The 14,523-nt window shown below is 70.0% G+C and carries 17 protein-coding genes; 5 read left to right on the top strand and 12 right to left on the bottom strand.

Going from position 1 to position 14,523, the window contains the following annotated elements; all coding sequences use genetic code 11:
• Positions 1-10 precede the first annotated feature (10 nt).
• From OU416_RS08945 to OU416_RS08925, 5 genes are all read left to right on the top strand, one after another.
• Entirely contained in the window at positions 11-1,246 is a 1,236-nt protein-coding gene (locus OU416_RS08945) for a cytochrome P450 (protein ID WP_270926387.1), read from the top strand.
• Entirely contained in the window at positions 1,243-2,691 is a 1,449-nt protein-coding gene (locus tag OU416_RS08940) for an aldehyde dehydrogenase family protein (protein ID WP_270926386.1), read from the top strand. Before OU416_RS08945 ends, OU416_RS08940 begins: the two co-directional genes overlap by 4 nt.
• A 106-nt stretch (positions 2,692-2,797) precedes the next feature.
• Positions 2,798-3,580: an SDR family NAD(P)-dependent oxidoreductase gene (locus OU416_RS08935; RefSeq protein WP_270926385.1), complete on the top strand. Its 783-nt coding sequence runs from the start codon at positions 2,798-2,800 to the stop codon at positions 3,578-3,580.
• 70 nt (positions 3,581-3,650) lie between these two features.
• Positions 3,651-4,415: an SDR family NAD(P)-dependent oxidoreductase gene (locus OU416_RS08930; RefSeq protein ID WP_270926384.1), complete on the top strand. Its 765-nt coding sequence runs from the start codon at positions 3,651-3,653 to the stop codon at positions 4,413-4,415.
• Between the two features lie 11 nt (positions 4,416-4,426).
• Positions 4,427-5,206 carry an SDR family oxidoreductase gene (locus OU416_RS08925; RefSeq protein WP_270926383.1) on the top strand — a complete coding sequence of 260 codons (780 nt, stop codon included), beginning with the start codon at positions 4,427-4,429 and terminating at the stop codon, positions 5,204-5,206.
• 500 nt (positions 5,207-5,706) lie between these two features.
• Here OU416_RS08925 and OU416_RS08920 read toward each other — a convergent pair whose 3' ends face one another.
• The 12 genes from OU416_RS08920 to OU416_RS08865 form a co-directional block, all read right to left on the bottom strand.
• Positions 5,707-6,909: a tyrosine-type recombinase/integrase gene (locus OU416_RS08920; protein WP_270926382.1), complete on the bottom strand. Its 1,203-nt coding sequence runs from the start codon at positions 6,907-6,909 to the stop codon at positions 5,707-5,709.
• Between the two features lie 138 nt (positions 6,910-7,047).
• On the bottom strand, positions 7,048-8,205 hold the full coding sequence (dnaN, locus tag OU416_RS08915) for a DNA polymerase III subunit beta (RefSeq protein WP_270926711.1): 1,158 nt from the start codon (positions 8,203-8,205) through the stop codon (positions 7,048-7,050).
• Positions 8,205-8,540, bottom strand: coding sequence for a hypothetical protein (locus OU416_RS08910; RefSeq protein ID WP_270926381.1), 336 nt, complete (start codon positions 8,538-8,540; stop codon positions 8,205-8,207). Before OU416_RS08910 ends, dnaN begins: the two co-directional genes overlap by 1 nt.
• A complete protein-coding gene (locus OU416_RS08905; RefSeq protein ID WP_270926380.1) occupies positions 8,540-8,671 on the bottom strand; it encodes a hypothetical protein in 132 nt (43 codons plus the stop codon). Before OU416_RS08905 ends, OU416_RS08910 begins: the two co-directional genes overlap by 1 nt.
• A gap of 351 nt (positions 8,672-9,022) precedes the next feature.
• Entirely contained in the window at positions 9,023-10,552 is a 1,530-nt protein-coding gene (locus OU416_RS08900; protein ID WP_270926379.1) for a YfjI family protein, read from the bottom strand.
• A gap of 97 nt (positions 10,553-10,649) precedes the next feature.
• Positions 10,650-11,597 carry a bifunctional DNA primase/polymerase gene (locus OU416_RS08895; protein ID WP_270926378.1) on the bottom strand — a complete coding sequence of 316 codons (948 nt, stop codon included), beginning with the start codon at positions 11,595-11,597 and terminating at the stop codon, positions 10,650-10,652.
• Positions 11,594-12,001 (bottom strand): hypothetical protein, encoded by a 408-nt coding sequence (locus OU416_RS08890; RefSeq protein ID WP_270926377.1) that lies wholly within the window; start codon positions 11,999-12,001, stop codon positions 11,594-11,596. Before OU416_RS08890 ends, OU416_RS08895 begins: the two co-directional genes overlap by 4 nt.
• Entirely contained in the window at positions 12,001-12,624 is a 624-nt protein-coding gene (locus OU416_RS08885) for a GGDEF domain-containing protein (protein WP_270926376.1), read from the bottom strand. Before OU416_RS08885 ends, OU416_RS08890 begins: the two co-directional genes overlap by 1 nt.
• A 95-nt stretch (positions 12,625-12,719) precedes the next feature.
• The gene (locus OU416_RS08880; RefSeq protein ID WP_270926375.1) at positions 12,720-13,157 is read right to left on the bottom strand and encodes a single-stranded DNA-binding protein; all 438 of its coding nucleotides are present in this window, start codon (positions 13,155-13,157) and stop codon (positions 12,720-12,722) included.
• A gap of 63 nt (positions 13,158-13,220) precedes the next feature.
• Positions 13,221-13,592, bottom strand: a complete 372-nt coding sequence (locus OU416_RS08875; protein WP_270926374.1) for a hypothetical protein — start codon at positions 13,590-13,592, stop codon at positions 13,221-13,223.
• A 31-nt stretch (positions 13,593-13,623) separates the two neighbouring features.
• Positions 13,624-14,100: a hypothetical protein gene (locus OU416_RS08870; RefSeq protein WP_270926373.1), complete on the bottom strand. Its 477-nt coding sequence runs from the start codon at positions 14,098-14,100 to the stop codon at positions 13,624-13,626.
• A 43-nt stretch (positions 14,101-14,143) separates the two neighbouring features.
• Positions 14,144-14,506, bottom strand: a complete 363-nt coding sequence (locus tag OU416_RS08865; protein ID WP_270926372.1) for a hypothetical protein — start codon at positions 14,504-14,506, stop codon at positions 14,144-14,146.
• Positions 14,507-14,523: the final 17 nt, after the last annotated feature.

The raw sequence follows: 14,523 nt of genomic DNA, 5'->3' as shown, positions 1-14,523 counted from the left end.
GGAGCGCCAGATGGCTGAAACGACGACAGCTCCGCCCGGCGCCGGACCGGATCTCGCCGACATCGACCTGATGGACATGGCGATGTTCGCGGCAGGCGAGGACGGCGCCGCCTTCCGCGTGCTGCGCGACCGCGCCCCGCTGTTCTGGAACGACGAGCCCGGCGACGGCCCCGGGTTCTGGTCCGTCACGCGGTACGCCGACGTCGACGCGGTGGCCAAGAACGCGGCGGTGTTCTCCTCGGCGGACGGCACGCAGATCCAGAGCCGCCGTGCCGAGGGCAAGGCGCACTCGATGCACAACATGGACGACCCGCGCCACCTGCTGCTGCGGCGGATCACCATCGGCAGCTTCACCGCCAAGCGGGTCGAGAACTGGCGGGATCGCGTCCGCGAGGTGACCACGGCGCTGCTGGACGAGGCCGTCGAGCGCGGGCAGTTCGACTTCGTCGAGCTCGTCTCCGAGCGGCTGCCGCTGCTGATCTTCGCCACGATGCTCGGCGTCCCGCGCGAGGACGCGCCGCTGCTGCTGCGCTGGACCAACATGATCGCCAGCGAGGATCCCGACCACGCACCGGACCCGGACAGCCTCGCGAAGGCGCGCACAGAACTGTTCGACTACTTCCACGGCCTCGCCGCAGAGCGCCGGAAGGAGCCGCGCGACGACCTGGTGAGCCTGCTGGTTCACGCGGAGGTCGAAGGCCAGCGTCTGCGGCCCGACGAACTGGACCCGTACTTCCTGCTGCTGACCGTGGCCGGCAACGAGACCACCCGCAACCTGCTGTCCGGTTCGGTGGCGATCCTGAGCCAGACCGGCCAGTGGAACCGGCTCGCCGCCGATCCGGCCCTGCTCACGCCCGGGATGGAGGAAATGCTGCGCTGGGTCAGCCCGGTGATCAACATGCGGCGCACCGCGTTGGTCGACACCGAGCTGCACGGCAGGAGGATCCGGGCCGGCGAGAAGGTCGTGCTCTGGTTCAGCTCGGCCAACCGCGACGAACGCGTCTTCGACGAGCCCGACACCTTCCGCCTGGACCGCACCCCGAACCGGCACCTCGCCTTCGGATCCGGTGCGCACTTCTGCCTCGGCGCGCACCTCGCCCGGCTGGAGATCCGCACCTTCTACCAGGAGTTGCACGCCCGCGGCATCCGCTTCGAGCTCGCAGCCGAGCCGGTGCGACTGCTGTCGAACTGGTTCCGCGGCATCAAGTCGATGCCGGTCGAGACCCGACGGGCGGGGACGTCATGACGGCGGCCGACCTGTCAGAAGTCCGCGACCGCGACCACCTCTACATCGACGGTGCCTGGATCGAGCCGAACGGCACCGGACGGACCGACGTGGAGAGTCCGTCGACCGAGAAGATCGTCGCCAGCGTGGTCAACGGGGACGATGTGGACACCGACCGCGCTGTTCAAGCCGCGCACCGGGCATTCCGGGAATGGTCGGAAACCCCGCACGACGAGCGGATAGCCGCGGTCGAGCGGCTCGCAGCGGCATTGGACTCCCGCCGGAACGCACTCGGCGGTCTCATCGCGACCGAGGTCGGGATGCCGCTGGAACAGGCGTCCACGGCCCAGGCGACGATGCCCGTCGGGGTCCTGGAAGCGACCGCACGGGCCGCCAAGAGCTATGAGTGGGCGGAGCCGGTCGGCAACTCGCTGGTGGTGCGGCGACCCGCCGGGGTGGTCGCCGCCATCACGCCGTGGAACTTCCCCCTGCACCAGATCGCCGCGAAGGTGGGCCCGGCTCTCGTGGCGGGCTGCACCATCGTGCTCAAACCGAGTGCGGTGGCACCGCTCAACGGCTTCGCGTTCGCGGAATGCGTTGCCGAGGCGGAAATCCCACCCGGCGTGTTCAACCTCGTGCCCGGGCGCGGCTCGGTGGTTGGGGAGGCGATGGTCTCCCACCCGCTGGTCTCCGTGGTCTCGCTGACTGGAAGCGTCGAATCCGGTGCGCGGGTGGGGCAGGTCGCGGCGGCGGGCATCAAGCGGGTCTGCCTGGAACTCGGTGGCAAATCGGCCAATGTCCTCCTCGACGACGCCGACCTCGACGCCGCGATTCCCAGCGCGGTGGCCCAGGCGTTCGTCAACAGCGGCCAGGCGTGCAACGCGCTGTCGCGACTGCTCGTGCCACGGCGGCTCCTCGCCGAGGTGGAGGAGCGCCTCGTCGCCGAGGTGGACCGCATCGTCGTGGGGGACCCGTTCGAGCCGGGCGTCACGATGGGACCGGTCGTGAACGCGGCGCAGCGCGAATCGGTCCGCGGGCACATCGGCAGCGCACTGGGCTCCGGCGCGCGCCTGATCGCCGGGGGAGCGGAGGCTCCACCAGGGCTGGCCACCGGGTACTACCTGTCCCCGACGGTGTTCTCCGACGTCACTCCCGAGATGCCGATCGCCCAGGAGGAGGTCTTCGGTCCCGTTCTGGTCGTGCAGCCCTACGACGACGAGGACGATGCCGTCGCCATCGCCAACAGCACCCTCTTCGGCCTCTCCGGTGGTGTGTGGTCCGCAGACCGCGCTCGCGCCCTGTCGCTGGCGCACCGGCTGCGCACCGGGCAGGTCAAGATCAACGGAGTGCGCACCCGCGACCACTTCGATGCACCCTTCGGGGGATACGGGCTGTCCGGTCTGGGCCGCGAGCTCGGCCGGTTCGGCATCGACGAGTTCACCGAGGTCACCTCGATCCTCGGGTGAGACCGGGCTGGCACCGGTATCCGGCGGTACTCCCGCCACCATTCCCTCATCAGGAGCAATTCCACCGCTGTGCGCGCACGGCAGCCGACGGAAAGGCAACGACGCCATGACCAAGCGCCTCGAAGGCAAGTCCATCGTCATCACCGGTGCGGCCGGCGAACTCGGCCGCGCGACCGCTGTCCGGCTGGCCCGCGAAGGTGCCGACCTCACCTTGGTCGGCAGCGGCCGGACCCCGCTCGACGACAGCAAGGCCGCCGCGGAGGCCGAAGGCGCGAAGGTCCTCACCGTCGAGGCCGACGTGGCGACCGGTGCCGGCGCCGCGTCCTACCTCGACGCCACGAAGGCCACCTTCGGCCGCGTCGACGTGTTGTTCAACAACGCCGGGATCCAGGCCGCGATCGGTCCGATCACCGAATTCCCGGACGACGACTGGGATCGCGTCATGGGCGTCAACGTGCGCAGCGTGTTCCTCGGCATCAAGCACGCGGCTCCGATCATGACCGAACAGGGCGGCGGCGTGATCGTCAACATGGCCTCCGTCGCCGGTGTCATGGGAGTTCCGCTCATCGCGAGCTACTCGGCGAGCAAGCACGCGATCATCGGACTGACCAAGGCGGCGGCCGGCGAGCTGGCTCCCGCGGGCATCCGCGTCAACGCCGTCGCTCCGGGTGTCATCGAATCCCCGATGATGCGCACGATCGAGGAGGGTGCGGCCCCGGGCGCTCCGGACGCGGCCAAGCAGGCTTACACGGCCCTGACCGCGATGGGCAGGTACGGCAACCCCGAGGAGGTCGCCGCCGCGGTGGCGTTCCTCGCCAGCGACGACTCCTCGTACATGACGGGCTCGTACCTGCGCATGGACGGCGGGATGAGCGCCGGAAGCGCCTGACCGGTATCCACATCGGACGGTGGTGGCCCGGGCATTTCGCGGGCCACCACCGCTGCGCGGAGGAGATTACATGGCAGATCCGGAACGCGGTTCGGCACTGGTCACCGGGGGAGCGAGCGGAATCGGCCGCGCGGTCGTGGGCGAGCTGGTGGCGCGCGGGTACTCGGTCGTGGTGGCCGATGTCGACCCAGGCGGCCGGCGCCTCGAAGACGGTGCGGGCGTGCGGTTCGTTCGCACCGACGTCCGCGATCTCGAACAGCTCGCAGCAGCGGTTGCCGCGGCCGCGGAACTCGGCCCGCTGAGGTTCGTCAACCTCGGTGCCGGCCTGGCACGACCGGCGGCACGCCCGTTGGCGGTGGACGACGCGACGATGGACCTGGTGCTCGGGGTGAACATCAAGGGAACCTGGCACGGGGTGCGCGAGTCGGTTCCGGCGCTTCGCCGCGCCGGTGGTGGCCGCATCGTCGTCACGGCGTCCTTGGCAGGGCTCAGCCGGTGGCCGCAGGATCCGCTGTACACGGCCAGCAAGCACGCGGTCGTCGGGCTGGTGCGCGCACTAGGGCACGACTTGGCTGCCGAAGGCATTGCCCTTTCGGCCCTGTGCCCGGGCTTCGTCGACACGCCGCTGGTACCCGACGAGTTCCGCGAATCCGGGTTCCCACTGCTCCGAGCGGAGGAAGTAGCCGCAGCCATTGTGGACGATCACACCCCAGGCGGTGTCTACGTCCTGCAGCCGGGTGCGCCGCTGACTCGATACCGAGCGGCCCGGGTGCCCGAGGCACTCGGCCCGGATGGCACGCCCGCTGCCGTCCCGTTGCTGGGAACTGAGACATGATGGAGGACGCGATGGTTTCCCCGCCCGTTCTGGTCACCGGAGCAGCATCCGGAATCGGCGCGGCACTGGCCACCCGCCTGGTACGAGCAGGACTGCGAGTGATCGGTGCGGACCGGGCGGCCGAGATGCCGGAAGGCGTTGAACCGATCTGCTGCGACCTCACCGATCCGCAGGCCCTCGCGGCCGTGGTCGACCGACTGCGCGGTCGATTCCCGCGTCTCGGGGGCCTCGCACACGTGGCCGGTGTCCCAGGCACGGTGGATGCCGCCACGGTGCTCGCCGTCAACTGGCTGGCACCCCGCAAGCTGACCGAAGGCTTGCTGGACTCGCTGGAAGGTGGCGCCATCGTCAGCGTCGCGTCCCTCGCCGGCCACCACCCCGAATACGCCGACCAGGTGGCGGAGCTGGCCGGGCTCGCAGACGACGAGCTGCAGGACTGGGCCCGGCGGGAAGGCCTGACCGGCCCCCGTGCCTACGACCTGTCGAAGAAGCTGCTGATCCACCACGGCAGGGCCCTCGCCGCCCGATTGCTGCCGCGGGGAGTGCGGAGCAACACGATCAGCCCAGGACCCGTGCACACACCGATCCTGGGTGACTTCCGGTCCTCGATGAACGGATCGGTGGAGCGCTCGGAGCACCTGGTGGGCAGACACGCGAGCGCCGACGAGATCGCCGCCCCCGCAGCATTCCTCCTGTCCGACGAAGCGTCCTGGATCAACGGCGTGGACCTCGTCGCCGACGGCGGCCTGATCGCCTCGCGCACCGCGCCGACGCCGGAATCCACATCATGATCCGCTGAAGCTCGATGGACACGAGGGTGTGCATCATGCTGTTGACTGGAACTGTCGTGTCAGTGCTGAATGAAATAGATCTTCGGGAAAGTTGCGGGTTTCGCAGCAGCCGGGCTTCGTGGGGGCTCTGTGTCACGCGCTTCGTTCGTGCCTGTTCGTTGCTCTGACGATCGTCCTAGGTGCGTCATGTGCTCGAGATCTGGGTTTGGTGCTTGTGGTCGACGTGCGACAGCGGCCCGGGGGCGGCGCGCCTCCTTGTGCTGTGCGGGCGGCAAAGCGGTTGGGGGCGAGTATCGTGGACTCCTTTACTTCGCTGAGTAGACTGTGCAGTGACCTCGAAGAATGAGCTTGAGCATGCCGCTGACCCTCGCTTTAGCTGGGGGTCAAGGGGTCGCAGGTTCAAATCCTGTCATCCCGACGGAGCGATCAGCCCGCTGACGTAGCGCGAAAGCGCAGGTCAGCGGGCTGATCTGCATCTGGCGGTGGAGCTTGTTGCCCGCTCAGACGACGCGGAGCTGGGGACCATTTGGGGACCGGTGCAGGTGTTTGGACAGCAGAGCGCCCGCGTCGGTTACCGACTGCCGGTCGGGATGCAGGTACCGCTGGGTCGTCGTGAGCGTCCCGTGCCCTGCGATCTTCCGGAGGTGGTGGATCGGGATGCCAGCATCCGCCATCCACGTGAGTCCGGTGTGCCGGAGGTCGTGTCGGCGCAGGTGCTCGTAGCCGAGCTTGGTCACGACCTCGTCCCACGAGGTGGCGTCTCGGAGCACGGCGGTGGTGATCCGACCGCCCCGGGGGCCGGTGAATAGGCGGGCGTCCGGACTGCCGTCGGTCAGCGCGACGCGGCGCTCCACCAGTTCGCGGATCTCCGCGATGACCGGCACTGTCCGAGCCCGCTTGCCCTTGGTGCCCTTGTCCACCAGGCCGCCAGGACCCGTGGTGGTCTGACGCCGGACAGTCCAGGTCCATTCGCGGGTGTTGATGTCCCGTACGCGGCACCCGGACACCTCACCGATCCGAGCGGCCGTGCAGGCCGCGAACAGGACCACGTCGCCCCACCCCTGGTACTCAGTGGACGATCGCGCAACGAGAGCGTTTGCCAGGCGCTCCAGCGTGGTCCAGTTCGGCAGCGCCAGGGAACGCGGGTCGTCCAGCTCATCCTCGGCCTGCCGAAAGGCGTGCTGCCAGCCCGTAACTCGTGCGGGATTCCTGCTGATGATCTCGTCCCGGACTGCCTGCTCCATGATGCGGACCAGTACTGCCAGGCTGTTCTTGACGGTTGACTTGCTGTGACCATCCGCAATCCAGACGTGCACCGCACGGTCGACCGCGCCGTTCGTGACCATGCGGACCGGGATGTGCCCGAGCGTGGGCACGACCCGCTTGCGCCACCCGGCGAGGTAGGGGTCTTTGGTCTTGTTCTCGATCCCGCGCAGGGCATACGGCATGGCGGTGTTGCCGTACTCGCTGAGCTGCATCATCGCAGCGGTGGGGTCGAGTCCACCGCTGGCAGCGCTCTGCATCTCGTCGATCCAAGCGGCGGCCTGCTCGGTCGTCTCGTGCTGCTCGGACAGCGACCGGCGCCGACCAGTCTCTGGGTCATTCCACCGGACCCGAGCGCGGTACGGACGAGAGCGGCCCTCCCGGTACTCGACGTCGGGCGAGAGGGTGACACCGATCGGCGGGCGTCGGGCGGTGGCCATGTCGTGTTCTCCATTCGCGAGTTCGGAGCGCCGTCGGACGGTCGTTCCGGGATTTGCGGGCTGTAGATCCGTTGATGGTCGGGCATGCCCCGCCCGGCACCGGCCATGGCGCCGGGCGGGGCACATGCGCTGGGAGTGCTATGCCGCTTGGGCGCTACTGGCTTGTGCGGTCTTGAGGGGCATGACGACGTAGCGGAGCTGGTCGTCGGGCGTGGTGCCGGTGAGGGGCCGGAAGGCCCACGGCCTGGCGTCGGGTCGGGTGGGGATGGTGATGTGGACGAGGTCGGTGCCCAGCGCGTGCAGTGCGGAGGCGAGGAAGGTCGGGTTGAAGCAGGTTTCGACCTGCTCGCCCTGGTAGTCGACGGCGAGGGTTTCGGTGCTGTGCCCGGCGTCGCTGGCGATGGACAGCTGGAGCGTGTTGTCAGCGAGGGAAAGGTGCGCGCCGGAGCGTTCTTTGTGCAGGGCCAGGCGTTTGACGGCGGCGTGCAGTTCGGTGACCGGCACGGTGACCTCGCCTGCCACCTCGGGGTTGAGGTGCGGTTCGTAGTCGGGGACTTTGACGGCGAGCTCGGCGAGGGTGATCGTGCGGTGTCCGTTGGTGAGGCCGACCCGCCCGGGCTCGGGGGTGGCGCCGAAGCGCACGGTGTCGGCGCCACCGGCGAGGAGGTCGGCGGCGGCGTGCAGCTGCCGGGCGGGGATGAGCACCCGCCGGGGCTGCACCGGGGTGTCGAGCGCGGGCTGCCAGGGCAGCAGGCCTGCCGCCATGCGGTAGCGGTCGGTGGCGTAGAGCCGCAGCGGCTCGCCTGGTGCGGGCAGGTCGATCGCGACGACCGTGAAGTGGGGCATCGCGGGGTCGGTGCTGGCCGCGGGAGCCACCCGCGAGACGGTCTCGGCGAAGGCCGCGGCGTCGATCTCCCCCACCAGGTCGGGGGTGGCGGGCAGCTGCGGGTAGTCCTCGATCGGCAGCAGCGGCAGCGTCGCCCGGCTGCCGCCCGCGGTGATGGTCAGCCGCATGCGGTCGGCGGTCACCTCGATGGTCTGCCGGGGCAGCAGGCGGGCGATCTCGGCCAGCAACCGCCCGGACACCAGGACCCGCCCCGGGGTCTGCACGTCGGCGGGCAGCCGCAGCCGGGTCGCGGCGTCGGGGTCGAACCCGGACAGCGTCACCCCGCCCTCGTCGTGGGCGTGCAGGACGGCGCCGGCCAGGACCGGAGTCGGTGGCCCGCCCGCCAGCAGCTTGGCCACGCCCCGTGCGGCATCAGCGAACGCCACCTGGTCCTCGATACGCACCTGCATCACGCGGCCTCCTCGTCGTCCTGCGGGCCGGGCTCGGCGTGGGTGATGCCGTCGGTGGCCACGCAGCGCGGCCGCTTGGTGATGAGGTGCACCCACGTCCACACGCGGGGGCCATCCGGGGCGTAGGCGGCGATCTGGGAGCCGCAGTGACGGCACACCCAGCTCAGCTCCGCGTCGAGCACGGCGGCGCCCGTGGCGGGGTCCTTGGCGCTGGGCCGGAAGTCAGCCGATCCGTTCGTCAGCAGCGTCGGGCCGCCCGCAACGGCGGGCAGGTCGCTCAGGATCTCGGCGACCTGTTCGACCTCGTCGGTGGTTCCGGTGATTCGGATTCTCATCACGCAGCCTCCTTCGAGCTGGTGGGGATGTGGCCGAGCGCGTGGGTGATGGCGGTCAGGAGGAACTCGGCGGCGGGTGGGGTGACGGCGTTGCCGAGCTGGCGGACCTTCTCGCGGCGGGTGCCCAGCACCTGGTAGTCGGGGCGGCAGTTCTCCTCTGGTCCTGGTCAGGCATCGGTGCTCGGTGGTGACGGGTGGCCGGGCGCCTGACAGAAATGACGTAAATGACAGAAATCGCGGAGAGCGATGTTTTCGCTGGTCAGGGCTTCAGTTGGTGGCGCGGGTGGGCTCTGACAGAAATCGACGAAAAATCTGACAGAAATCCGGGAGGGCTCCTCGGCATGGCTGACCGCGCGGTCTAGTGCTCGCGGCGGCGTATTTGTGTCAGATTTTCGGGCGGTTTCTGTCAGACCCCCGCCAGCCGGGTGGGCAGCGGCGCTACCTGCGGTTTCGTTCTGCAGTCGGGGTTTGTGTCATTTCTGTCATTTCTGTCCGGGGTGGTAGCGGGGGTGGGTCCAGTAGGACGGGCTGCGCGGCCTGCCCCGGCCGGTGTGGGGCTGCTCGACGCAGGCGATGTGGCCGTGGTCTTCGAGCATGGCCAGGGCCGGGTTGAGGTCGGTGGCGCTGGGGAAGCGGCTGGCCAGGGAGCGGTGTGCTTCGCGTTTGGTGAACGCCCGGATCTGGTTCTGGGTGATCCACTGCAGGACGGTGCGGGCACCCTGGACGGCGGGGTCGGCGCCGAGCCGTTCGAACACCGCGAGCGCGTGCTGGGCGAAGTAGTCGCCCAGGGTGCGGGCGGCCTCGGCGAGGTCGCGGTCGACTGGGCGGGCCCAGGGCTCGCCAGGGTGCTGGGCGGCGTGCAGGAGCGCGGCCAGGCGCGCGGTCTGCCCGACCTGCTTGCCTGCCCAGTCGCCGATGTGGGCCCATTCCCCCCGCTGGGGGTGCAGCTTCGGTTCGATCGTGTTGTGCAGGTCGATGAGGACCTCGTTGGCCTCCGGGGAGAACGCGAACACCGCCGGGTCGGTCCATTCGTGCAGGGTCATCACCAGCCCGCGCAGGTTCTCGTCGTAGGCGGCCAAGATCTCGGTGGGCACCGGGGGCGGGTCGGCGAGCCGGGTGCCGACGGTGTTTTCCGGCAGGGAGTAGAGGAATCGGGCGAGCAGGCCGGTGCCGCGGAAGATGGCGGTGCGGCCGAGTTCGTCGATGACCGCGGGCTGCACGGTGACGCCGAGGGTCAGCGCGGGGTTGTCGACCCGCTCGGCCGGGCGGCCTTTGCGGTCGACCAGCAGCAGGTCCCCGCCGTGGCCCTTGAGGAAGACGTTGAGGTTCGGGCTGCCGCTGTAGCGGCCGGCGAGGATGTCGAAGATCCCGCCCTCGGCCGACAGAACCGCCAGCCGCCCGCCGTGCTGGGACAGCAGCGTGGCGACCTCTTCGGGGGTGATGTCGTCGGCGATGAGCCGCGGCTCGGCCGGGACGTCCTTCTCCCTCGCTTCCAGAGCGGCGTCGAGAGCCTCGGCCAGTGCGGTCTCCCGCTCCCCGCTGTCAGCGGTGGCGGCGGCCCGTTCCGCCCGCTCCAGCACGGATTCGGCGGTCTTACGCTCCAGCCGGGCCTGCTCGATCACCGGCGCCATCTTCGCCGCCAGCTCCCGCTCGGCGGCGGTCAGCGGGGTGGTCATCGCCCGGAACACCGGCGTTTTCCGGCTCGCGGGCGGCAGAGCGACCACGGTGTAGATGTTGACCGGCTCGTCCCAGCCCTGCCGGATCCGGGCCACGGCCCGGCCACCGACCGCGGTGGACAGCACCGCCAGTGCCACGCAACCCGCCAGATCCGGCGGGGTCTGCGTCGCGATGGCCACCGCGGTGACCTGCTCAGCCAGCCAGCCGGGCAGGACTTCGACGGGGAACGGCGGCAGGACGCGCTGGCTGCCCAGCGGAACGGGCTGTTCCCAGATGAGTCCGGGCTGCTCTTCGGCGTCGGGCATGTCGGGAACGGCTGCCAGGTGTGCGGGCACCGGGGCCTCCTCTCCAGCGTCGGTGGGGTGGTTGGGGCGCTGAATGCGCCCCAACCCAGGGGTTTGCGGAAGCGGGTAGCTCATGCCGGGTACCTGCTCACGCCGCCATCTGCCCCGAACCGGACCCGCTGCGCCTGCCGATCCGGCGGGGCGAGGCGGCCGCGGCGCGCAGACCGGAGCTGACCGTGGCGTCGATCGCGCTCGGGGTCCACGGGTCGTGCGGGCGGACGTCGGGAAGCCGGGACATGGCGCGGTGCAACACGGCGCGGACCCGCGCCTCCTCGACTGCGCCGCCCGCGACCAGGCGGCCGAGCGCGAGCGCGGCGGTGTAGAGGGTGTTGTTCTGCTGCCCTGGTGCGGCCGTGGCGACCCGATCAGCCTCAGCCCGAAGTGCTGCTGCCACGTAGGCGGAAGGGCGGGCAGCGGCGATCTCACGGGGCGCTGAGATCGCCGTAGACGGCCGAACGGCCAGCGCTCGGGCCAACCACCCCGGCAACTCCACGGGTTCGGAGTCGTCGTAGAGCTCGTACCCGCCCTGCGGGGTGATCGATCCGGCGGCCACGACGTAGCCGCCGTGCCCTCGGGTGTCGATCAGCGGTCCGAGCGTCCCGGAGGTGTTGCGCAGCTCCGGTTCGGCTGGCGCCCGGAAGTACAGGTGGGTGCCGCCGGACGGGGTCGTCACGGTGTAGGTCTCCGGGATCTCCTCACCGGTCCGGCGCGCCAGGTCCGCCAGCCGCTCGGCCCCGGTCTGCCCTACCTGCCCCGGCTTGGGCTGGTCGAGGTCGATGACCAGCAGCTGGGACGGGCCGGTGGCCAGCCCGATGTTGTACGGGTGATCCGACCAGCACCGCGAGATCCGGTCAGGGTCGGAAGTGGCGCGCTGCTCCCACCCCTGATGCCCGTCCCGGCAGATCCCCTCACCGGTGCAGGTGCGGTGCCCGTGCAGAGCAGGCCGCTTGGACCCCGGCAGGAGCGGAAACACCTTCCACCCCAGCTCGGCCAGGCACAACGCCCACTGCCGAAGCTGTTCGCTCGTCGCGTTCACTGCTCGGCCCTCCTCGCCGCGATCTGGCGCAGGCGAGCGGCGGTGACCTCGACCGGCCGGTTGCGGCCCAGAACGACGCCATGAACTCCGAGCTGCACCAGGTCGTCCTGATCGAAGTGGGTCCACAGCGTCACCTTCCGACCGGCGCGCGTCTCGGCTGCGACCTCTGCCTGGACGAAGCTGGACTTCTTGGTGATCGACACGGTCGTCGTGAGGTGCTCGGCCCAATCAGCCATGACGGTCAGGAGGTCACCGGTGCATCCCAGCTGGATCAGCACTTCGGCGGTCCCCGACAGCACGTGGCTGGGGTAGACGCTCACTCCGGCGACCGGAGGTAGGGCACCAAGCGGGAGACTGCCGAACCATTCGGCGAGGTCGGTGGTGATCGCGGCGAGATCAGGCATCAGGCTGCCTCCTTGGGGAGATCACGACGACGGGCGGTCGGCTGTGCGGTGCGGTCGGCGGGCAGTCGGGTGAGGTGGTGCTCGCGCTTGATCCGGTACATCCGGAGATCCGCGTGCTCCAACAGCGCGGACAGGCTCGTCACCGCGGCGGTGTCGACAGCGGCGCCGATCGAAGCGCCGATCTGCATCGGGCGGCCGTCGATCACGCGCTCCGTGGTCAGGGCCTCGCGGTAGCGCCGCGCGGTGCCCTCCGCGTCGCGGACCTCGTCGAGACCAGGCAGCAGCACGGCGAACTCGTCACCGGACAGCCGCACCGCCAGGTCACGGGTTCCCGCGGTGAGCCCGGCGAGGTCGGCGGCCACAGAGCACAGGACCTCGTCGCCGATGCGGTGGCCGTGGACGTCGTTGATGGTCTTGAAGTCGTCGAGGTCGCACAGCAGGAGCCCGACGAGCTCGCCCGGCCGGGCGCGGCGCTGCAGCCGGGTGAACGCGCGCTGCAGGGCGGGGCGGTTGGCCAAGCCGGTCAGCGGGTCGGTGTGGAGTCGGCGGTGCAGGCCGTGGGCGTACCAGCCGATCAGCGCAGTGCTGGTGGCTCCCACGATGGCTGCGGTCTTTGCGAACATGGATCACACCTCCTCGGTGCGAGGGGGAAGAGGGCGGCCCGCCGGACTCCGCCACGAGTTGGTGGCGGGCCGCCCTCGCCTTGGTCAGGGGAAGGTCAGAACGGGGGCTCGTCGCTGGCCCTGGCGGGCTGGGCCGTCCAGGCGTCTCCGGGCTGGGTGCTGGGCTTGCGGTCGGCCTTCGAGATCTTGGCGGTGGCCCATCGCAGCGACGGTCCGACCTCGGCCACGGCGAGCTCGAAAACGGTGCGCTTGTCGCCTTCCTGGGTCTCGTACGAGCGCTGCTTGAGCTGGCCGGTGACGATCACCCGGTCGCCCTTGGTCAGGCTCTCGGAGACGTTCTCGGCGGCCTGCCGCCACAGGCTGCAGCGCAGGAACGTCGTGTCCCCGTCGACCCACTGGCCGGTCTCGCGGTCGTAACGGCGCGAGTTGGACGCGACGGTGAAGTTCACGACCGCGTCCCCGCTCGGAATGAACCGCAGCTCAGGGTCCGCGACGACCGTGCCGACACAGGTCACTTCGGGCAATCCGTTCACGATCTACTCCTTCGGAATCAGGGCGTTGCACCGGCGGATCTGATGTCGTTCCGGATCCGCAGTTCAGATCTCGGTCTTGGTGTTGCGGGAGACGGCTTCGAGCTCGTAGTAGCCGCGGGCGACCTCGTTGAGGACGCGCTGGAGGCGCTTGGCCTCGACGGTCAGGCGGCTGGTGGCGGAGCAGATCTGCATCGCCGCCTCGACCTGGTCCCGGCTCGGCGTGGTGTCCTTGTTCAGGGCGCCGTTGCTGAACCGCTGCGCACGCAGCTGGAGCTTCTCGGCGAGCCCGGCCAGCGGCCAGGTGTGCCCCGCCAGGTTGTAGAAGGCGTCACCGGCCGCCAGCGGCGTGGTCAGGGCATCGCGCGCCTCGTGGAGGCCCTTCAGCGAGTCGGTGAGCTGGTGCAGGGCCTCGGGCAGCTTGTGGTGCTGGGCCATCGTGGGCTCCTCTCGATCGGTGGTGCGCTGGTCAGACGGTGGTGAGGTGGCGGGTGCGGACGAGGCGGTCGACGAGGCGCTCCACGCGGTGCCAGTGGGCGATCAGCTGGGAGTGCGCGCGGGCCCTGGCGGCGGTTTCGGTGAGCAGGGCCTTGCCGAGGCGCCGCTCCTCGCGGAACAGCCGCAGGTCGTGTTCGCAGCTGGCGCGGTAGGTGCGCAGCGCGGCGCGGTGGCTGGAGAAGTTCTGGTAGCGGGTCAGCCACAGGCCTTCGGCTTCGTGCCCGGCCATGCTGGTGGTCAGGCTTCCGTTGAGCAGGTCGCGGTCGGTGGTGTCGTAGTCGGCGGTGCGGACGAAGCCGCCGAAGTCGGTCCGGCTGGTCCACCAGATCTTGATTTCGAGGACCTGCAGGCCGCTGAGCACCGTGGCGATGGCGTGCCCGGCTTCGTGCGCGGCGACCCGGAACACGTCGGGGTCGCAGTCGCCGCCCTGGAGGTCGAAACGCGTCATCAGGCTCTCCTTCCCTGCCGTGTGGGTTGGCGGTTGAGAGGGGTCAGACCCTGACGCGGGGGTTGTCGCGACCGGCGTCGGCGAGGTGGTCGAGAGCGGTTGCCACGCGGCTCATCTCGGTGGACAAGCCGATGCACCGCTTCGCCAGCTGGTTGAACGCGGTGTAGGTCTCCTGGTAGGCGCGGCGCTGCTGGTCGGTGAGGTTGGCCTCGGGGTCTTCGAGCAGGGCGTGCATACGGAACCGGATCCAGCTGGCCATGTCCATCAGGTAGAGGCCGACGAAGCTCGCCTCCTGGAAGGCACGCGCCGCATCCGCGGGGCGGGTGTCGTGGGCGTTGGCCTGGATCCGTGCCTCGTGCGCGACGCGGGTGAGCTCCTGGAGGGCGTGCGGCAGGTGATCAGACACGGGGTCTTCTCCTTGCG

It is taken from the genome of Saccharopolyspora indica, from assembly GCF_027853965.1.
In the GTDB taxonomy this organism is placed as follows: Bacteria; Actinomycetota; Actinomycetes; order Mycobacteriales; family Pseudonocardiaceae; genus Saccharopolyspora; species Saccharopolyspora indica.
This window is presented reverse-complemented; position numbering and strand designations above follow the sequence as displayed.